The sequence below is a fragment of the Aquimarina mytili genome, assembly GCF_016735115.1.
Classification (GTDB): domain Bacteria; phylum Bacteroidota; class Bacteroidia; order Flavobacteriales; family Flavobacteriaceae; genus Aquimarina; species Aquimarina mytili.
Genome location: NZ_JAERQJ010000011.1, coordinates 102,339 through 124,481, shown reverse-complemented (window position 1 = coordinate 124,481; position 22,143 = coordinate 102,339). Strand labels below are relative to the sequence as shown.

At 34.4% G+C, this 22,143-nt stretch carries 15 protein-coding genes; 3 read left to right on the top strand and 12 right to left on the bottom strand.

What is annotated here, in order from left to right:
* Positions 1–668: 668 nt before the first annotated feature.
* Positions 669–1,223 (bottom strand): REP-associated tyrosine transposase, encoded by a 555-nt coding sequence (locus tag JJQ60_RS19565; protein WP_201924105.1) that lies wholly within the window; start codon positions 1,221–1,223, stop codon positions 669–671.
* Positions 1,224–1,288: 65 nt separating this feature from the next.
* Here JJQ60_RS19565 and JJQ60_RS19560 point away from each other — a divergent pair, with 65 nt between their 5' ends.
* Positions 1,289–1,549 (top strand): hypothetical protein, encoded by a 261-nt coding sequence (locus JJQ60_RS19560; protein ID WP_201924103.1) that lies wholly within the window; start codon positions 1,289–1,291, stop codon positions 1,547–1,549.
* 269 nt (positions 1,550–1,818) lie between these two features.
* Here the strand turns inward: JJQ60_RS19560 and JJQ60_RS19555 are convergent, their stop codons facing one another.
* Entirely contained in the window at positions 1,819–2,190 is a 372-nt protein-coding gene (locus tag JJQ60_RS19555; protein ID WP_201924101.1) for an immunity protein Imm33 domain-containing protein, read from the bottom strand.
* Positions 2,177–4,729: an RHS repeat domain-containing protein gene (locus JJQ60_RS19550; protein ID WP_201924099.1), complete on the bottom strand. Its 2,553-nt coding sequence runs from the start codon at positions 4,727–4,729 to the stop codon at positions 2,177–2,179. Before JJQ60_RS19550 ends, JJQ60_RS19555 begins: the two co-directional genes overlap by 14 nt.
* Positions 4,730–5,377: 648 nt before the next feature.
* On the opposite strand from JJQ60_RS19550, the gene JJQ60_RS19545 reads away from it, so the two are divergent.
* Positions 5,378–5,956, top strand: coding sequence for a hypothetical protein (locus JJQ60_RS19545; RefSeq protein ID WP_201924097.1), 579 nt, complete (start codon positions 5,378–5,380; stop codon positions 5,954–5,956).
* 672 nt (positions 5,957–6,628) lie between these two features.
* Here the strand turns inward: JJQ60_RS19545 and JJQ60_RS19540 are convergent.
* From JJQ60_RS19540 to JJQ60_RS19520, 5 genes are all read right to left on the bottom strand, one after another.
* Complete coding sequence (locus tag JJQ60_RS19540) at positions 6,629–6,889, bottom strand: Txe/YoeB family addiction module toxin (RefSeq protein WP_201924095.1); 261 nt, start codon at positions 6,887–6,889, stop codon at positions 6,629–6,631.
* Entirely contained in the window at positions 6,890–7,138 is a 249-nt protein-coding gene (locus tag JJQ60_RS19535; protein ID WP_201924093.1) for a type II toxin-antitoxin system Phd/YefM family antitoxin, read from the bottom strand.
* A 48-nt stretch (positions 7,139–7,186) separates the two neighbouring features.
* A complete protein-coding gene (locus JJQ60_RS19530) occupies positions 7,187–8,083 on the bottom strand; it encodes a tyrosine-type recombinase/integrase (RefSeq protein WP_201924091.1) in 897 nt (298 codons plus the stop codon).
* Positions 8,080–9,003, bottom strand: coding sequence for a tyrosine-type recombinase/integrase (locus JJQ60_RS19525; RefSeq protein ID WP_201924089.1), 924 nt, complete (start codon positions 9,001–9,003; stop codon positions 8,080–8,082). The genes JJQ60_RS19530 and JJQ60_RS19525 overlap by 4 nt, the downstream gene beginning before the upstream one ends.
* 106 nt (positions 9,004–9,109) lie before the next feature.
* On the bottom strand, positions 9,110–10,639 hold the full coding sequence (locus tag JJQ60_RS19520) for a hypothetical protein (RefSeq protein WP_201924088.1): 1,530 nt from the start codon (positions 10,637–10,639) through the stop codon (positions 9,110–9,112).
* Positions 10,640–10,781: 142 nt separating this feature from the next.
* On the opposite strand from JJQ60_RS19520, the gene JJQ60_RS19515 reads away from it, so the two are divergent.
* On the top strand, positions 10,782–11,120 hold the full coding sequence (locus JJQ60_RS19515) for a helix-turn-helix domain-containing protein (protein WP_201924087.1): 339 nt from the start codon (positions 10,782–10,784) through the stop codon (positions 11,118–11,120).
* A gap of 56 nt (positions 11,121–11,176) precedes the next feature.
* Here JJQ60_RS19515 and JJQ60_RS19510 read toward each other — a convergent pair whose 3' ends face one another.
* The 4 genes from JJQ60_RS19510 to JJQ60_RS19495 all read right to left on the bottom strand — a co-directional run bounded on the left by JJQ60_RS19510 (position 11,177) and on the right by JJQ60_RS19495 (position 21,726).
* Complete coding sequence (locus JJQ60_RS19510) at positions 11,177–11,905, bottom strand: hypothetical protein (RefSeq protein ID WP_201924086.1); 729 nt, start codon at positions 11,903–11,905, stop codon at positions 11,177–11,179.
* Positions 11,906–11,915: 10 nt separating this feature from the next.
* Positions 11,916–14,669 carry an RHS repeat-associated core domain-containing protein gene (locus JJQ60_RS22325; RefSeq protein WP_201924085.1) on the bottom strand — a complete coding sequence of 918 codons (2,754 nt, stop codon included), beginning with the start codon at positions 14,667–14,669 and terminating at the stop codon, positions 11,916–11,918.
* A 217-nt stretch (positions 14,670–14,886) separates the two neighbouring features.
* Entirely contained in the window at positions 14,887–16,995 is a 2,109-nt protein-coding gene (locus JJQ60_RS19500) for a DUF6443 domain-containing protein (RefSeq protein WP_455423521.1), read from the bottom strand.
* 144 nt (positions 16,996–17,139) lie between these two features.
* Positions 17,140–21,726, bottom strand: coding sequence for a hypothetical protein (locus tag JJQ60_RS19495; RefSeq protein WP_201924082.1), 4,587 nt, complete (start codon positions 21,724–21,726; stop codon positions 17,140–17,142).
* Positions 21,727–22,143 lie beyond the last annotated feature (417 nt).

The following is a 22,143-nucleotide window of genomic DNA, read 5'->3' as shown; positions in this document are numbered from 1 at the left end:
ATCGAAATAATTTAAAAACTGAAAAGCTATGGAAGAATTATTATACAAAAAGTCCTATCATTGTAAATCAATAATAGGACTAAAAATACGTTGTAAATCTATTTTAGGATTAATGTAAAATATGTAAACTTTTTTTAGGACGATACAACCCATACTCGGCACGGAAAACATTTCCGCGCTATCATATCCAAGCGATCGTGGTTTGTAGTGTCCATGTGGAAAGTCATATCAATTGTAGCATTACTTCACTTTAGAGCATAAAAAAACAGCTACATTGCTGTAGCTGCTTTAGGTTATTGTTAATTATATGTAGTAAAGATCAGTTCACTATTAGTGATTTCCCATAAAAATAGAAAAAACATACTAACCCCAAAAAAGTGATATTTAATATCAACATGGCTACATTCTTGAAGTTAAGATGCCTAAACAACATGTAAACTTCAATTATCAATGAAATCAAACCAAAAGTTAATAGCATTAACCATAGGGGTTCACTTCCATGAAAATAATTTATAATACCAATTAGTGTTAACACTAATATGATTAAAGTAATTGCTCTAAATATATAGTTATTGTTTTTCAACGTCATTGTGGTCAACGGGTTTTGATGAATTAGTATTGGCAGGACTCCTGATGCTGCGGATTTACAATCCGTGCCATATCTTAAGCTAAAACAAAGGTAAAACCACCACATCCAACTCATGACCTAAATCAGCATAATTTCTAGCAGAACTAAATATATAATCTTCTGGATGTTTTACAATTTTATCTACTACAGCATTATTATGAATATAATTTATTTTTTGTTTTAAAAACCAACTCGAATTAATCATTTCTGCATGATATCCATCTTGCCAGACTTTATATTGTTGTTTTCTTTTTAAATGTTCACATGCTTTACTGAAATATGTTAACATCCATTCTCTTCTACTCTCTGGGTAGTTTATAATGGTTTCAATGATCTTTTTGGAAGTAAACTTCTTAAAATCTCGAATGACATCTGATAATACACATCCTTCTTTTGCCTTACAAACCATATGAATATGGCTCGGCATAATACAATAAGCATAGATTTCTAATCCTTTCTTATGTTGACAATAGTGTAAACTATCAATAATAACATACTTTTGTCTTACCCTAGTAAAAACATCAATCCATCCTACGGTAGTTATCGTGATAAAATATCCCACATTGGGCATTGTGGCTTTATACTTTGTAGACATGTATTACGTTGCTAAAATTATCTACAATGATAGTATATACTAGTTTTAAAAAATGAAACTGTCTCGTGCCAAATAGAAAAAGACCACAATTAAGTAGTCTTTTTTATCTGTTGTTGCACGGATTGCAAATCCGCGCTATCAGGGTTTCTATTGACTATATTGTAAATGGTTCTCTGGAACAAAAAGCGCAAGATGCCTTAGGTGATGCAGAACTGTTATCTCAATTTAAAGAAGTAGAACAGATGGATGAAGATGATAGAGGTACTGTAAAAAAGCTAATCGATGCCTTTATTACTAAACGTAAAGTGCAAAAATTAGCGCAATAGATTTGTAAATTTTTTTATTAATTTTAAATATTTAAATATGAAGGCGATTGACCAAGTGCATGTAAGTGACTAAAAAAATTGTAAAAACCATTAAAGGTTTAACAAAAATCGTAAAAGCAGTAAACTCTTTTCTTAAAGAGTTTGACAAAACATTATCACTACTTTTTAAGATTTTCAAAAAGATTTGGATCTTCTTAAAACTATTTCAAGTACTTTTCTAAACAAAAAACCACTCCTAAGAGTGACTTTCTTAATATTTAGTTATTTATTCAATCTACCGCATCTAATAAGCTTAGATCTTCCCAAACATCAACATAGCTAGCATTATCTGCTACTAAAAATCTCCAACCAGGCTCAAGACCTAAGAACTTTATTATATCTGGGTAAGTTTCTATTAAGTGATGTAAATGAACTGGTTCAAAAAAAGTGTCATCACTTTTGTCAAAATCTTCTCCTGACCATATGTACCAACCTGTAGTTTGATCATGTATTGGATGACGTAAACCATTAATAGGGTTTTGTTTTGGATCAAAGCCTCTACCAAGACCTATAAACATCTCCCAATCAGCTTCTACATAATTTGCATCATATTTGACACAAGTAGCCTTTTGTTCCTCTATATATTTATTAATTAAATCCATGTTCCTTCTTTTTTTGCTTTGAAAACTTACTCATTGCAGCACCTTCTTGATTTGAGCAAGTTGAGCACTCTGGCTGAATAGCACTATTACTTCTCATATTTGTTTGATCTATTGTTCCAGTTTCGTAATACTCCTCAACTAATGCCTTTTTGTGACCTGCTATATATTTATCAGTTTTAGTTCCACATTTTGCACAACCTGTTTCTTTTCCTACTTCATTTACATGCTTTCGCATTGATGGAGTAGTTGCATTAGATGGTCTTTTATAAGGAGCAGTAATATTAGGTTTACTTACTACTTTGCCCGTATTTTTACTTGTTGAAACAAGGTCATCAGCTTTACTTACAATATTCGTGCCTTTAGTAACGCTTGATACCATTCCATCTGTTGCAACGGTCGTTGCAACATCAATAGCTACTCCAGCTCCCATAACACTAACAGCATTAGCTCTGCTTAAACCTTCTTCTGCTGCTATTTGATCTATTGAAGAATTAACTGATTCGCTAACAGCATTTGCTACACCAGCGACATCTCCGTTACTCGCAGCTCTAACACCATTACCTAGGTTTTCATTACTACTTATACTAGTTAAAGCAGCAGCTACATTTTGACTAGCACTTCTACTAGCAATGGTTGTAAAAGAATTCCATAAACTTTTTGCCTTACGTACTACTGCTATTCTTAAACTTTGACCTGAACTAATTGGCACAGCATCTCCAGCACTTCCACAATCCCCATTTGGACATGGCATCATCCCATCTGGATCTAAAAAGAAAACAGGGTTATCAAACGCAAAGTTATAAGGTGAGTGTCTACGCATAGATTCTGCCAATGGATCAAGGTTCATCCATCTACCAATAGCGGGATCATAATTCCTAGCAGTAATATCAAGCCATTCTAAACCAAGTTCATCCTGTTCTTCAACTCCACCAAAACCATAGTTATGGTTTCTACCATTTACAGCAGAGTTATACCCTTTGTGTGTCAACCCAAAAGGATAATAATTCTTCTCTTGTACAATCTCACTTTGAGAGATTGACCCATTCTTGTCAGCATCTTTATAAGACAGTCTTACATTACCTAGATGATCTTTAAACTGATAGACATACTTATACCCATCAGCTTCTTTCTCTACGATTCCTTCTGGGTGGTTAAAAAACTCTAGGTTCCCATTCTTATAGACGTAATTACCAGCATACTCTGTTTCTATAAAAGAACCTCCACTAGGAGCAATCTTTTTTAATTTTGCTCCAGTAGCGTCGTAAATATAGGTAATATTTCCGGTACCTTTACTATTAGAGATGGCAACTATTTCTGGTAGATTAAGATGATTGTAGGTAATCCCGGTAATACCTTTGTTACGATCTATGATCATGTTACCATTGGCATCATACTCAAAATCATCATTGGTATTAGTACCCTCTTTAAAACCGTAATCTTTATTTGCGGTATCAGTAACACTTAATAGCTTGTTGCCACTATCATAATGGTAACTTAGCTTATCCATCGCACCAAAAGTATTGGTAGTGGTATTGATAAGCCCTTGTCGATCTAAACTCAAAATATTTCCAACTTTATCATAGCTAATATTACTTACTGTAAAGTTGCCGCTATTACCTATTGCGTTTTCGATCCTATTTAAAGCATCGTACTCATAATTATACCAACGTTTAGTATTGTCATTGGCCGTTTGCCACGAAGTCCTTGAGATATTACCATTATATAATGGGCTAATACCACTATTGTAATCTATCGCAAAACCAAAAAGATCATTTCCTAACTGAGTAACATCATTGATCCCTTTGAGCCAGCCACGTATATTGTAGCTGTAGTCTACATTTTGCAACCCACCTCCTACAATTTTTGATTGTAGTTGTCCTAATTCGTCATAGGTATTGGCGACGATCACTTCTTCTGGCTGATCATTGATCTTTTGAGTTTGGGTAAGCAATCGGCCCATATGGTCATATTCAAAAGTATCAATCGTAACAATGGCGGCATTACTCCCTTTGGTATGGGTAGTTTTGGTTTTTTCGACCTTACCCACAAAATCTAATTTAGTTTCTATAATATCGGCTGTATTCAAATAATCATTTGTACTAGAAACATAGATCGCTCTTCCTTTTTGATCATAAAAAGTACCTGTGGTAATCCATTGATTGGTCCCTAATACACGGATTTTTGATCCCGTAGGCAACCCTTTGGCATTTACATCTACCGTTTGCCCCAATACCAATGGCGGTGCACTAATCCCAGGTCGATCAAATGTATAATCATCATAATAGTTAATCGTATGTATTTCGGTTATTCCTTGTGGGATAGCATCATTACTGTAATAGATCGTAGTACCTGCAATGGCATTGGCAGTACTTTGCTTAGTTTCATATTGTGTATATACTGTAGTGTTGTTTGCAGAATCTTGCATAGCAACCCTTTCACTATTATTTTGGATGACCCCTGTGTACGTTACTCTACCAAAAGCATCATATTTAGTAAATAACCATTTACCTTGTGCTTTTAAGTTTGCATCTTGGGTCATCACTGGTAGATCCAGTTTATTATATACAATATATTCCCATCCTTTACCCGGGATTTTCTTTTCGATCAGTCTATTTCTATTATCATATTTGTATTGATAACATAGCTCGGCAAGCTCGCTAATCGATACACCATTGTCAGTAGTTACTTTGGGTGGTAGTACATACGTAAGGTTTCCAAAACTATCATACTTAACGCATTTTTTTTAATCGGATACCCTTTTTTCAAGCGCATACCTTCTAAAAACACTAAAAAATAAAAAACATTGGAACTATCCCCACCGCTCACCACCACTAAAGCCAAAGCTATCTTTACATAATTAGTAGTTATAGTCGCACTTCCTATCGTCAGGGTCTATAACGCAACTATGTAAAATAGCCGCGCACCGATTGCTATACTTGAAGATTTTGACTTCTAACGAGCTATTTTTACGGAAGATATTATAATACTATACCACTATTATCGCCTCGTAGACGTGATTTGGACGAGTTTGGGAGCATTTTAGACCGTTTTTATACTCTTTGCGCGGCATTCAGTCGCCATTTGGCTAGTATTTTAATAAAAAGCGGAAGTTCAATCGCTACAGCCACCGCATTCCGCTTTTTAATTAAAATATTATTTGCAACGATCTTTTTAATATTTTAGTTAGATGGAAAGAGATATAAAATCTATTGATGATAAATACTATGATTTAGTAAGTATTGAAGACTTAAGAACAATTATAAACGAAGGAGATAAACTTTTAAAAGACACCTATAATTCTGAGAAAGATTTAACTTCTAAGTTAACTTTCTTTTTTAATATTCTTGTTGGTTCTGAGTTAGCGATTTTTGCTTTTCTAATAAAGAATATTGCAGGAGATAAGAATGTTATCTTATTGATATCTTCAGTTTTACTACTTATACTTTTTGCTATCCCGATCTATAACATATATAGTATTTTATTTGTAAAAATTGGCTTGAGCGGCATTAAGCCGTTTAGGTTTTTTAACGATGATATAATTAAAGACATTCCAGAGGATACTACTAAAAATATCCTCTACACTAAAGTAACATCATTACAAAATGCTATCGATAATAATATTGAAGAGCATAGGACTAGGTTAAATAAATATCAAAAAAATATTAGGACTGTAATACTCTCAATATTGATTACATTTATTTATTCAGTTTGTCATTATTTTCTCCCTTATCTATGTATGTTGTGTAATCCCTGTTTGGAATCCTAGAACTATTATCCTCGTTTGATTCTGTGGATGATGAACTATTATTATCTTCTTCGTCTTTCATTGCAATATTTTTTTAAAGTAAATTACTCTTAAAGATAAACTTTTTTACGGTAAAAAGTAGTTTCCGTTTTTTAAAACTGAAGATTTAAGCGTTGATAGATGCCGCTGCAATCTTCAGTTTTAAAAAATGCTAGCCATCTGGCGATTGAAGATGCCTGCGTGGCGAACGCAGAACAAGGCGAGAGCCTAGCGGAGAGGAGCAGCCGACACACAAAAAAGAGTGTAACGGTTTTGTGTGCCAGACGATTTTTATGTTTTCTTATTTATCAGATATTAACTTCAACATAAATAATCGGCTAGGCTGTGACCAAGCGGCGTAGCCCATGAAGTAGCGGTTTTGCTTAACTTATTTATAGCGATAGCGTTCTTTATCGTTTTTAAGCAAAAAAGTAGCTACGGGTGAGAGAGGAACAGAGCAAGACTATTTGTTTGTAGTGGAAGCTGACGACCGAAGGTGAGGAAGTCGTAACGGTATGGAACAAGTGCTTTTTCTGCACTTGTGGAATAACAAAAAATAGCTTGTGGCGTGACGAAGGAACACCTTATAACAGCTTATGGGCAAAGCATTTTGATGCGCCCATAATAACTCACCGACCGTAGGGAGTCACTTGGCTATTTACCGTAATGATAACGACAGGCTGCTATTAATAATTGATCTTTTTCGTATTTATAAACCAAGCGATGTTCTGATGTAATACGTCTTGACCAATATCCTTGTAAATCTCCTTTTAAAGCTTCGGGTTTTCCTATGCCCTCAAAGGGTGTTCGTATACAACTTTTAATGAGTTCATTAATTCGTTTTACTATTTTCTTATCGACCTTTTGCCAATACAAATAATCTTCCCAAGAGGAAGTAGACCAAGTTAATTTCATTTATTCGATTAAGTCTTTTTCTATACCATTCCCTGCTTCTAATTCTTTAATAGAGTTTAATAAAATATCTCTATTTTTTCCTGTTAGCAGATAGGTAGTTTCCTTTAATGAGTTATATTCATCTAATGATATTAATACAAGATCTTTACCATTTTTACGCTTGATAATGATATCGCTTACATCATTGACCACTTTGTCGAACCAATGCTTTAGATTTGAACGAAAATCTGTATAGTTTACTGTTTCCATACCACAAAGATAATAATAAGTACTTAAAAACGTACTTTTTTATCGTTTTTAACTAATTGGATGCAAAGTATTGATTACTTTATGCAATTGCTCCAGATCGTTTTGCTGATACATTTCTGTAGATGTAATATGTTTATGACCTGCTAAGTATTGTACTTGCCGTAAGTCATCATATTGTTTCATCCAACCTACGATAACTGATGCCCTAATATGGTTATGATTTCTGGCTCTGGTATTATACTTTTTTATTCGTCGACTAATTCGAGTAATAATACCGTTAATCTGTGATTTACTACCATAAAAAAATTGTTCTTCATCTTGTGTGGTTCTACTATAGTTTAATATCTGTTCCCGTATGTTTTGGATATAGTTTTGCAGTTCCATCATTTGCCAAGCTTTAAAGACTAACTCTCTACTATTACTTTTTTTAGTACTCGGTATATAGATTTTACCTTTTTGTAATTGTACGTGTTCTTCTTTAAGTTGGTAAAGTTCCTCTGCGGTAATGCCTTGGAATACCATAAAACCTAACATTACTTTTTCTCTACATAAACTCGCGTGTACAAGACTATTTTTATGATCGGTTTGATAACTATAATACAAGTCTTCTAGTTCTTCACTATTTAATAAATTATGTAATACTTTCTTTCTGCTACCTTTGATGTGTAACCCTTCTGCTGGATTATCACCCCTACGATTTTCGCTAATCAGATATTCAAAGTATTGCCTTATTGCCATTAACTCTCCATTAATAGATTGGGGTTGATACTTTTTACTATGTAAGTATTTAATATACTGTAACAGCTTTCTATAATTGACCTTTTTAGGATTTATACCTTGTGATCTTGCCCAAGCTATAAAACGGTCATTCTTGGTTAGGTATACACGTATGGTAGATTCACTATATTTTTTAGTATAGAGATAGGATACAAATGTGGTTTTCATAATTTTTGTTTTATGATGTGGGTATAGATTTGTGTACTCTCTAAACTACTATGTCCTAAAAACTGTTTGATTGTTGCAATAGGCACACCGTTTTGTAACAAGTGAGTAGCAATGCTATGACGTAGTTTATGAGGTGTGATTTTTTTCTCGATCAGTTCTGTATCGCCTGTACTTTTGATTAAATCACGCAGACGTATTTTCATTGCTTGACCTCCCATAGGATTACCGTGATAATTCATAAAAAAGGCTTCGCTATCATTCAGATTAGGGAACTGTGGACGACCTTCAAAGACATAGTCTTCTAGTATTCGCATATTGTACTCGTTGATGGGCACGTATCGTTCTTTATAATTCTTTCCTTTACGTACGTAGACTAATTGTTTATCAAAAAGGATATCGCTAAGATGTAGATTTACCGCTTCATTTCTCCTAAGCCCGCAACTATAGAGTACCACAAGCATTGCTTTATCCCTAAGTTGCATACGCTCTTCTGTATTTTTATATACTGTTGCTTTAAAAAGTTGTTTGATCTCGGATTGAGTAACAATGTTGATACTGGCTAACGGATCGATTTTCTCTAAGTGTAATTGTAAGGGTATCTTTTTACCACCTTGTTTGTGCAAAAACTCATTAAATCGGTGTAATGCATTGATATGGTTATTTAAACTATGAACACTTAATGCTCCTGATCTGCTTTGATTGGGGCGTTCTTTGAGATAATTATAGTAGGTTTTTATAATACTAGAGGTAACTAATCTCAAGTCGTTATAGTTATGTATTTCTAGCCAGTACAAACATTCTTGTACGTAAGCAGGGTAATAAATAGTAACCCCTTTACTATACCCTAATATATCTAACCATTCTTTAAAATTGGATAATAAAGCTCTATAGCTAGAGTTTTCTAACTTTAATTTTTTCATCGGTATGTCTTTTTTGTGATGTTGTAGCGCAGTACAGATAATGAACTGGCTTTCTTTTGGTTATCCTCGTAAGTAGAGAGGTTGCGAGTTGGTTGCGACTCGCGAGTTAATTTGCCACTAATCCAAGTTCTATTTGTTGCAAACAACCCTTTAAAGCATTATCAATACTGGCTCTGAGCCAATCATATTCTTTCATATCTACAATCTCAAAACAGTAACTCTTAGTTTTCTTTTTCTTCACTCGTTTTATATATCCTTCTTCCTGTAGTTGTTTATGATAGCCTCGTAATGTACTTTCTTTGATATGTAATTGCTTTCTGATTTCAGCATTAGTAAAAGTGGTTTGCTCATTGTCTTTAAGATAGGTTTTCAACCTTTCCAGATGATTTCGGGCGGCTCCTGTGATCAAGTCACTTTTACGTAGTAACACCTCTTTAATAATCTCGTTGGCTTGCTGTATATCATCAATAGTAGTTTCTACATATATTTCTCCTGTTTCTTTATCGGTTTTCTTTTTACGTTGCCATTGTTTGTAAAAGGTAATGGCTTCTATAAATTGTAAGTAATGTGCATTGGTTCTTCGTGGTTTAAAAACTGATACAGGCAAGGTCAAGTATTCTGCATAAGGATTACGAACTGATACCGTATTTAATGATCGTTGTACACTTCGTAAAAAACGTGCGGATTCAAATTCTTCTTTCTGATTTCGTTTACCTGCAGAGAGTAAACGCTGATAATCCATAATCTTTTTATCCTGTTCTTCACTTTCATCAATATAGAGCAAGAAGCTCCTGTTACTATTATCTTCGTAAACTGATTCTTGAGTGGTACAACCTGCAACACTCACAGGTCCTTCTACAGTTAAGTGTATGGTTTTGGTAGTTCCTTTTCGATCTTTATGAACCACTGTTTTTGTGATTCTCTTTTTAGATTGTAATTCTCTAAGTGGATAAAGTACCGATTCTGCACCGTCCAGATCTTCGATTAAGATCAGTTTGTTTCGTAATTCTGTTCTATTAAAGTAGTAAAAAGCATTCGCTGATAATACAGTGATCTCTATTTTATCTTCATCGGGTATGAGTTCTGCCACTTTAGATTGTAAATGCGTCTTACCAACTCCTGAACTACCAAGACTAATGCAATGTAATGGATTGTTAGTCTTTCTTGATGTAAAGATCAGGTACATTAATAATCTGTTGGTTTCTTCACCTATAACACCAGATTTACCAATAAGTTCATTCGTTTTTTTAAGTAGGTCTTTAGATTTTAAAAAGGTAATGGCTGCTTGTTCTTCTGTGGCGGAGAGTTCTTCTACTTGTATTTGGTTAGCTTCCTTCTCTCGTTCTAGTTCTTCCATACGATATTGCTCTAGTGCTGCGGTTAACTCTTGCAAAGTTTTTCTGGTCACACTTGTACCAATCTCGATACGTTCTGCGATCTTACGTACTAATTTCTCGATCATATTGTCATTATACAAATCGATACTATGTCGTAATACATTGATACTTTTAGGTTTTTGTACGCTCATCGTTACTCGCATACGCTCTAGATTGTTGAACTTAATGCCGCCCAAAATGTGGATTTCTAAGTATGCATTGATGTAACTGTAATTGTGTGGGTTGTGTGTTTTTAGCATTGTGAAAAATATTTTTTTGTTACACTTTGGTGACAAATGTAGACAATCTGTTATTTTTAAACAATACTTTTGGATTTGTTTTTTACCATTTGATGATATATTTTTGCTTAATCCATCACAGAATGGTGATTATTGATACATTATGAGTACAACTTTTGGCAATAGATTAAAAAATATTAGAACAGAAAAAGGTATAAAGCGTGAGGAGTTAGCTTCTTTAATTGGTACTTCTTCTGCTATTATAGGTAGATATGAACGTAACGAGCGTACTCCATCTATTGATATTGCCATGAACATTGCACAAGCTCTTAATGTTTCTCTTGACTTCTTAGCAGGAGATACCTCTGTATTAGTAAAAGATAAAGAAGTTTTACAGCGTATCGAAGATATTTCTAACCTATCTGATGATCGTAAAAAATATATCTATGACTTTATTGATATGTGCCTGCGTGACTATAAAACGCAAAAAGCATATTCATAAAAAAACAGTTACAAACCTAAGTCTATAACTGTTTCATAATCTAATCTGTAAAAGGTTTATTCTTTTACTTCAACTTTACGTCTTATACTGTCCTTAGATTTAAGCTGTAACTTACCTTTTTCTAAATTATAGTTTGACACGATAGAATCAACTAATTCTGAGTAGTTATTTGGATCAACATAATCATCTAACATATTTTTAACTAGTGTAACTCTTACTAAATTTTCTTCTTGTACTATTTCTGAATATGATTTTACAACAAGTTCCGCTATATCATCAATTTTGTGAGACAACAATATTTTATCTACAAGTTTTCCGTTATTGTCGAACTCAAAAAGATACCAAGAAGATGTCTCGTCTTCATTAATAAAATAAATAATTGCAGAACAAGGGATTGATTTAGGAGATGAATGATAAAAACTTCTAGAGTTACTTCTTCCTATTACTTTTGATAGGTAGTTTGCATAATTTTTATCGATAGCAATCATACCTTTTACTCCATCTTCCTTAACCAGTTCAATATCAAAAAGCTTCTGTTTTGTATTAACATCATTATCATTGATATATTTACAATTGATATAAACTTCTCCTTCCTTAATAGAAAAGATTTTATGTGAAGCTTCATCGTTAGTAGTTATATTATCTTTCTTACTATCATTTTCTTTAGTAATATCATTTGAACTTACTTTATCGGATGATATATCATCCTTCTTTTCACTACTTACATTATTACAACTGGTAATAAAAAGCAGTATACATAGGGCATTTAAAAGTGTTTTATTCATATTCATAGTTTTAATCAAGAATTGGTGTTGGTGGTGGTATTATTGGAAGCGGTGCTGGTGCTGGTGCCGGAGCTGGTACAGGTATAGTTCCACCCCCCGGTACTGGTCCGGGTGTTGGTGATGGTGTAATATCATTAGGCGTAATCGTACTAACACTTGTCGCTGTTTCTCTATTAAGATAAGCACTAGATTCTTTAAAATACTTTATATACTCTCCTTCGGGTATAATAAGTGAAAAAGACTGTATAGTACTTTCAAATTGAGACTGTGCTAAAGGTCCTATAAACCCTTCGCCTGCTGGTCTTCCTGCTCCAACAAATTCTCTTTCAAATTTACCACCTTTCCATAACGCTCCATCTGTTGAAGTATTATACTTATCATTTATACTTATTCCTCCTTTATTATATGTGGACTGTATAATATGTAAAGTACCATCATCATTAACCCTAGCTACAACCCCTGTGTGGCTGATCCTAGTAGTACCCGGTTTTCTCCAATATACAAAATCCCCTGCTTTAACTTCTGATACATTTGTGATCCATTGTCCACTATTTTGATAATACTTTGCTTGTGTTCTACTATCTCTACCCGGATCATAACCATCTGCTAGAGCTACTTCTCTAGCAAACTCAGAACAATCTACATAATTATCATTATATGCTGCTGTTCCGCCTACCATTTTATAAGTTCTGGTATCAGAACTATTTATGCTTTTCGCAGCAGCTACTCGATCTCCTGGTCCCATTGGTAACATCCCATCAATATCTATATAAAGAACAGGATTATCAAAAGCGTATGAAAAAGGAGAGAACGAAGGCATAAATTCTGCTAACGGATCAATGTTCATCCATCTACCCAATGCAGGATCATAGTTTCTAGCTCCAAAATCAAGCATACCAAAATCTAAAGAGTTTTGTTCTTCTTTACCATTAAATCCAAAGTTATGTTTTCTTCCTCTTATTGTATAGTTATAACCTTTTTGAACTAACCCAAAAGGATAGTAATTTTTCTCTTCTCGGATTTCATTCGTGTAATCATTGTCTCCATCAATATCAACACCATTTCTAACAACATCAATTTTACCGTCTTTATCATTATCAGCATATCTTAACCTTACTGATCCAAGATGATCCCTATATTCGTAAATATAAGTATAAGTTCCATCGCTTTCAGGTTCTACATACCCTTCTTTATGATCAAAAAATGATAGTTCATTATTCTCATAAATGTAATTGTTAGCATATTCTGTCATTGTTACAGAAGTACCATTGGTTACCTGTTTCTTAAGCTTAACACCATATGCATCGTACACATAGCTAATTTTCTTTGAACTAGAGTTATTAAAAGTAACTTCTACAGGCATATTAAGGTGATTATAGGTCATACCCGTAATACCTTTGTTACGGTCAATAATCATATTCCCATTATCGTCATATTCAAAGTCATCGTTGGTATTAGTACCATCTTTAAAACCATAGGTTTTGTTCCCTGTATCAGCTACTCTCATTAGTTTATTACCTACATCGTAAGTATACCCTAAATTATCCATTATACCAAAATCATTGACTCTTGATATATCTGGGCTTAATACTATTGTTCCTTTTCGTTGTAAAGCTAAAATATTTCCATTTCTATCATAAGACACAGAGGTTAAATCATATCTACCATCACTACTTTTAGCCTTAATTAAACGGTTCATAGCATCATAGTTAAATCCATATGCGCGCTTAGTAAGATCATTAGCTGTTTTCCAGATTGTTTCACTAATGTTGTTATTATATAGTGGATCAGCTCCTAGGTTTTCAGTTGGATTATTATAGCTAAGACCAAAAGCAAAAAGGTCATTCCCCATATTATTTACATCATTAATACCTTTTAACCACCCTCTCACATTGTAACTATAATCCACATTCTGTAATCCTCCACCTACGGCTTTAGATTCTAATTGCCCTAAAGCATCATAAGTGTTCTCTACAATGGTTTCTTCCTGATTTCCTATAGTTTGAGTTTGTTTTGTTAATCTACCAATATGATCGTATTCAAAACGATCTATCGTAACAATGACTGCATTATTGCCTTTCTTGTGTCTAGTAGTAGTTTCTTCAACTTTACCAACAAAATCAAATTTTGTCTCTACAATATCGCTAGTATTTAAATATTCATTGGTAGTTGCAACACATATAGGTCTGGCTTTTTTATCGTGATAGCTAACCGTGGTGATCCAATATGAAGTACCTAATACTTTTACTTTTGTACCTGTTGCTAAGGATTTTGTGCTATTAGATACTGGTTCACTATATACAGTTCCCGGATTAGCTAACTGTTGTACAGGAGTAGTTCCTAAAAAGTCATAATCATCATAATAATTAACCGTAAGTACTTCTGCATTCTGCGTGTTAGGGTAACCTCCATTGTTATAATACATTGTAGCTCCACCTATCATTACAGCACTACCGCGCTCTACCCATAGCGGAGTAGTTAGTGCATTTACTTCATCCTGCATTATTTTATGATCCCTATTATCAGTAATCTTACCTGTATAAGCTACTCTGCCAAAAGCATCGTATTTAGTAAACAACCACTCATTGTTTGCTCTAAGATTAGCATCTTGGGTCATTATAGGCCAGTCAAGTTTATTATAAACTACATATTCCCATTCCTTACCAGGTATTTTCTTGGCATATGGACGATTTCGATAATCATAACGATATTGTATAGATAACTCATCCAGTTCACTCTGACTTACCCCGTCACTAATATCCACCTTAGGTGACAGCTCGTACGTTAAGTTCCCGAAACTATCATACTTAACGCATTTTTTTTAATCGGATACCCTTTTTTCAAGCGCATACCTTCTAAAAACACTAAAAAATAAAAAACATTGGAACTATCCCCACCGCTCACCACCACTAAAGCCAAAGCTATCTTTACATAATTAGTAGTTATAGTCGCACTTCCTATCGTCAGGGTCTATAACGCAACTATGTAAAANCCTTACCAGGTATTTTCTTGGCATATGGACGATTTCGATAATCATAACGATATTGTATAGATAACTCATCCAGTTCACTCTGACTTACCCCGTCACTAATATCCACCTTAGGTGACAGCTCGTACGTTAAGTTCCCGAAATCATCATACACATAATAGGTATCATGAGCTATATTGTTATTAAACGTACGTTTTAGAATCACGCGACCTAACTTATCTTTATATTCTTTGGTGGTATGATCGTTAGAATAGGTTTGGCCAGGTTGCCAATTTTCATCTTTGGTAATGGTGACATATAATTGTCCCGCGGCATAATCATCAGTTCTTTTGGTCAATTTTGGTTTTTCGGTATTACCATTCTCAAAAGCTACTTCAAAATATACCACTTTATCAGCAATCGCATTTGTATTCCAATCAAATTTGATGGTATGATCGGTATCACTGTTTGTATCAACTTTCCAGGCTGCTCCTGGTGCCCCTTGCTCTTTTACCCTGTTTAATGGTGAGGCTTCGTATACACTTTGGCTATACGCATTGATCTGATTTAGATCTGTAATCCCTGGAAAATCGTCAGGATATTTATTTTGGTAGTATCCATTAATATGAGCACGCGTATTTACATTTCTGTAACTACCATTATTACCCGAAGCACTAAATGGTAAATATTCTTTAGCTTGTCTGCCAAACTCATCATATTCGAGATGGGTCACAATATCTTCAGGGATTATTGTTTCTTCTTGAATAGAGCCTGCGGCTGGATTAACATCTCCTCCTAATTTTCGCACTACGGGATTCCAAAAATATTGGCGCACATTAGTATCGATACTATAATATAAATAACTTCTAAATCTTGCTGTAGTTGTTGTATTGCTCCATCTAAATTCATTTCCATCTGATACTTTATTACCATCAATATCATACACTCCACTAATACCCTTGTCTCCTCCGGTATATCCATATGGATGAATTACTCCTCGCATCTGGTACCAAGTATTTAATTTGGGCAGGTCCCCAGACCAGAAATAAGGATTACTTTGTGCTACCCCATTAAGGTTTTCTACATTATTAGTACCGTGATAGGTTAAGCCATCTTGTGACCCGGTTCGCTTTACCCATACGCTATATCGGTACTCCAGGGTTTTATCTACAGTAAAATAGTCGGTGTTCCAACCTCCATCAGCATCGCGACCTGCATCGTTACCACATCTCCAAAGCACAGTAAACTCGCCATGAGGATTATTGCCATACAATCTACGGTTTTCTGAAGTGCCTCCATTCTGATTGAAGAAGGGAGTTCCCCCGTTTCCTTGAGACCAATCCATCGTAAGCTCGTTAGTTGTATTGAATACACTTACATCTGTAACACCTTGCTCGGTACCGTCTAATTTTTGGATCATAGGGTTCCAGAAATACTGTCTTACATTAGTATCTGTACTATAAAACAAATAACTTCTAAATCGAGAGGTATGTACATCATTTCTCCATTTAAATTCTTTACCGTCCAATACCCGGTTTCCGTTAATGTCATACACCCCGCTGATTCCTTGATCAGGGCCTGTATAATTATAAGGATGAATAATCCCAACAATAAGATACCAGGTATCTAGTTGCGGTAAATCACCATAAAAGAAATATGGGTTGTTATCCTGTACCCCGTCAAGCGTATTTACATTTTGTGTTCCATGGTATGTAGATCCATTTTGAGACCCAGTACGTTTTACCCATACACTATAACGATACCCAAGTCTATTATCAATTTGAAAATACTTGGTGTTCCATCCTCCATCGGCATCATTGGCTGCATCATTCCCACATTTCCATAATATGGATTGCTGCCCTGTAGGGCTGATCCCCATCTCACGGTTATTTTCTGAAGTACCTCCATTCTGGATAAAATTTGGCGTACTTCCTTGTCCAACTTCCCAATCTATTGGAACTGTATTGATTTTTGAAGAAAATGCTGGACTGGCACCTACAGCAATTTGTTGCTTTGGTCTTCCTAATCCATCATAATAGGTGATGCTAGTGATTTTTTTCTCTAAAGGTGCTGCATCAATGTCCACTGCTCTTTTGAATGGTTCTTGTGGTTGTACAGCCATTACAAAATTTTCGTCACTGATTTGGATCTGCTGTGACCATCCTGATAAAAAAGACAGGACCATAAATAAACCACAGCTATATAACTTAAATGTATGCATTTGATATTGTTTTAAATTGTGTTTTTGATATAACATGTGATACGTTTATTGTTTATGATTATCACTATCATCAATAAGGTCTGGCCCACCACCAGAACCGCCACCGGAACCACCTCCATTATTATTACAATAATCGGGGTTGAAGTAAAAATTCATCTTTTTGGTATGCTTCAGTCCACTCATGTTATCGGTTACAGTACACTCCAGGTAACCAGATTCTCCACAGTTATATAATGAGATTCCATATGTATCTCCCAAATAAGGTCTATTGGGATCGGCACTGCTAGTCCATGTAATTGTATAATCGCCTGATCCTTTTGATGGAATCGCTTTGTAGTCTTTTCTCATATATGAATTGTAGTATTCATCAACAATCGTGTTCCAACTTTGTCCCACTTCGGCACCGTATACAGAAATATCTCTATACACTTTAATAGTATGTCCTTTTGTATTATCGGTAACCTCGCAGATCAGAAATTTATCGATCCCATAAAAGTTATGACTCATATTCATAGTAAAGGTTCTTGTAGTGGGAGTATGATTAAAATTTCTACCATAGATCAACCACTTATAACTATAATTACCCGAACCTCCAGTAATTGCAACACTAAACGAAGCATTTGTAGCAACCTTAACTTCTCTAGGTGTATTGATATTTATACCATATACTGTAAGTCCTTGAGTAATTGTTTTTTTCTCGCCGGTAACCTTATCGGTCAATTTAACGCGAATAGTATTATACCCCGCCTGATCCATTTTGAAATGGAAATAATGGGAAGGTTTGTTTTCTATAGTAGTTACTTTCCCATCTGGGGCTTCAAACTCCCATTTATAATCATATTGTCCAGAACCACCATTTATCGTAACCTGAAAACCAGTTTGTTTGTGCGTTGCCGCAAACTCAGGAAAGTTTTTAAAACGTATTGCCAAAGGATCATATTCGCTAGATGAGTCGGTAACACCTGCATATCCATAATAAAATTTATTCGTGATATTTTCTTCTGCATCCTTTTGGTGCATCAAACGATTAAAATTATCGTATTCATAATAGGTTGTATATCCTTTGGGATTGGTCATACTCGTCATCCCAATCAAGGGTTCATAGGTATAGGTAGTAACCATGGCCTGTGGAAGATTATCTCGCAGAGTATCTAACGAGTAGGATAAATCGAAATTCATAAGTTCACCTTGTGAAATACCTAATGCAGCAGCGGCTTCTGTAAACGTTGCATTTTCAATTTTGGCCAGAGGATACATTTTATTATGCCCCCAGATATAACTTATGGTTGGTCCATCTGCTTTTTTATACTGTAAAATATTCCCCCTGTCATCATAACGTTCAAATTCAATTGTTTTTTGTAATGGATTTGCAGTAGTGATCACTCCCTTTCCTGCTTCTACAGATTTTTGTAACACTCTATTTTGTGTAATAAAAATATTGTAGCCATAATTCGTTATCTGAGAATTTAGCAAGGTATTATCTCTATACGCTTCAGATTTTACAGGAGTGCTAATACGGTTTGCCTCTCGCAATTCATCCATATACGGAAGATCATACACATCACTATCGTAAGGATAATAGTATCTAGTTTCTATTTCGTGATTATCGCTGTCTTTAGATTTAGAAATACGAAGATGATGTGTAGTTTCATTAAACACATTTGATTGTGTAGTATTGATTACTGCATTTAAATATTCTTCTGTTGTGCTTTCTTCTAAAACAGATTTTTGCGCATAATGATGAGGAAATCTATAGGTAAAATATGACATATGATCGTTACCCCAATCCATTGGAGGACCTCCATTATAATAAAAGGCCATTACTCTGGCAAAACTTCTATCACTTGCAATACCATATAATGTTTTGTATCTGTTTTTAGTACTTCTTACTCTATCGCCTTGTTGATTATATAGTATTTCTTCAGTAACATTACCGTTGATATACCCAAAACTATTTTTTGGTGCAATTCCCAGAACAAAAGCATTTTTAATACTTACATCAGGGGGGTTATGTCCCGATATGCCACCCCAATCATAATATGGTCTACGAAAACTAATCTTATGATATTCATTAGGGTTGTTTACGTACTTTGTTTCTATGGTACCATTTGTATTTCCTGATGCATCTACATCTTTTTCATACACTACAGAGTACCCAATATGACTACCTTGAGCTGATGGTAATGTTCTTAATGTAGACTCTGAGTCTAATTTAAGTGTAGACTGCCCCCATAATCTGGGCGTATAACTAATAGAACCATAGGCTTTTGAAAAATAAAGCAGATCATCCATTAAAATTCCTGTAGTCTCCTTTTCGTTATAAGCATTTACAACGTCATACTCATATATTTTTTTATTGCTAAAGGAGTTATCCTCTAAATAGTTAGTGATACTTTTTACTCTTAACCCTCCTATTTCAAAAGCTTCATATAATCTAGGAGCTGTAGGATTATCAACATTTTTGGGTAGATAAATCTTATAAATATTGGATTCATTGACAACCTCGATTCCAGGCCATCCCGGATTATTAGACGAATATGGTAAAGATTTAGTGATCACTTTATACGTACCAGGAGAAAGCGTTTTTTGCACATTGAAATTCGAGGTACCATAGTTAAACAATACTTGCTCTTGGCCGGTTGCAACATTTAAAATACTTCTCATAGGGTAACCCGAATAAAAACCAACATTATCACAATTATGATGGCACTTACGACTACCAGAAGCTTTAAAAGATGTAGGTTCTGTAATCGTAAACTCGCTATTTGTGGAGACATTTACTTCGTCAAACGCCTCATTAGCACCTTGATCTACGTGATCTATTAATCGATATGACGGATCTTTAGCTTTTTTAAGGTATTGATAGGTAAAATTGTATTTTTCCTCATCGATTAGATTTGTCCATCGATATCTGCCATTAGACAGGCGTTCTGTAATCGTATAAGGTTGTGTAACTTTTATTAAGGCCTCATGCCCTTCGTATTCGAACTCAGAATATCCTCCTGTTGGGTACGTTACTTTATTTAGGGCTCCGATTTTGCTATGTGCAAATGCTGCAGATCGATTGGCCATCGTATTATCTACATAAGCCTGACCTACTTCTAAATTAGTACCAGCATAGGCAGATGTTACAAAACGTCCTATACTTGGTATTCTTTCTGAGTTATTAGCACCGTTATAAAACCCCCAAAAATCAACATCTTTTGTGTCTTTTGTTGGTAATGAGTTTGGGCTTATGTATTCAAAATTATAACGTTTATCGTCAATAACTAGTTCGTCCAGTTTTAGTCTTAAATATTTTTCTTTATGGACATCATTACTTTTATGTTGATTGAAATAACTATGATTGAATACAATATCACGTACTACTTCGTTATCTGAGTTTTTGACCTTAATATTGTTTAATAACAAAGGTGCTTTTGAAGAAGGAGTTGCAGGGTGACTTCGTATTTCTCCTTTAGCCGTAACTAGAAAAATATTTGAATTATTTGTCATTTTGGAGAACACTAACGGAGTTACTAAATCCAATCGGGGAGCATGGATAAATTCGATTTCTCCAAAGTCTCCATAAATGCTTTCCAGGTATTGATTTTCTATAACTGTGGTTGTCGCTTGTACATACATCCCACCAGATGTTATTCCACTTCCATCTGATTGTATTAGGTTTTGGTCACTAACTTCTGTATACTCACTATATCGAGGGAAAGAAAAATGCAACCCTTCTTTATATGTAAAAACTATTTTTCTACCATAAGGAGATTCTATCGAACTTAAGAGCCAACTGGTAATAATACTTTCTTCTTTGCGATTAGGATCGGCAAATATGCCCATTAATGCTTGAAAATCATCTGAAGCACGTGTTAGTCCAGTATTTATATGAGGTACCGTACTAAATGAAGTATTAATCTCTTTGGTAGCGAATATAAATTTAAACCCTTTGTCATCTCGTATCGTAAAAGATTTATTCCTAAAATTGAATACTATTCTTACCGTATTATCATTGAACACCACCGTTTCAACAATATCACTATTAGCTTGTTTTTTCTTGAATCTAAATTTATAGGCTTTTCCTAAAAGATTTAATTCGAATAAATCAGGCTCCATGTCAATAGGTATATGCATACTTGCAAAACCTGTATGCAAATCTCTTACCTGGTTGTATGGTATATAAGGATCTGCCCCTTGGGGTTCTTGAACATTATAATTGTTATATAAAAAACCGCGAGACGTAGTTTCTCCTCTTAAATCATCAGAACCATTAATGGTTCGAGTTATGGCAGAGTATGCCATTAAATTCCAATTCAAACCTACCCAGCTGGCATCTTGATTAGTTCTTACTCCTTTTGAATCATAAGAGATTTGAATCGGTAGTGTTATACCATCAAAATTTAAATTATAAATAGGAATTGATAAGTTTATGGTACCATTGTATTTGTTTCCATTGATATTTCCATAATTTCCTAAACTTGATACTTCTGGACTCGAAGCGATACTCTCAGCAAGTTTATTAGGATGAAAATCGTGTTGGTTATCCTGAGCTTTTACATATATAGAAAAGCCAGATAAAAGCATTGTGATCAGTGACAATACTAAATGTCTCTTTTTAGTTTTATACATTGTTAGATTAGGCATAAAAAATGTTAATAATTGTTAATTATTTTGAAGCGAAGCGGCAAACGTACCACTAATTTTTAAATGGTAATGGGGGGATTTTTCCCTTTTTCGATGACTGGTTCATAAAAATTGTTGAATGGCCCAAAAGAGCCTGTTTTTAGCATTAGCATTACGGTTTTCCTCATCATTCCTTTCTTGTTTTTTTGTTTCCTGGTGCAATATTAGAGAATACCAGTTTCATTTTTCGTTACTGGAAAAACTTAAATGTTAAAATTTTGATTTACGATCGACTATTGATGATTTACGAAGTACGAATTAAGATTGATGAGTTACTTTGTCATATGCTCTTTAGGAAACTATGATAATTTTTGATTTTACACTTTTTGAAGAATTTTCTTATTGACACAACAGGTAGTAATCATTATGCGTTATAAG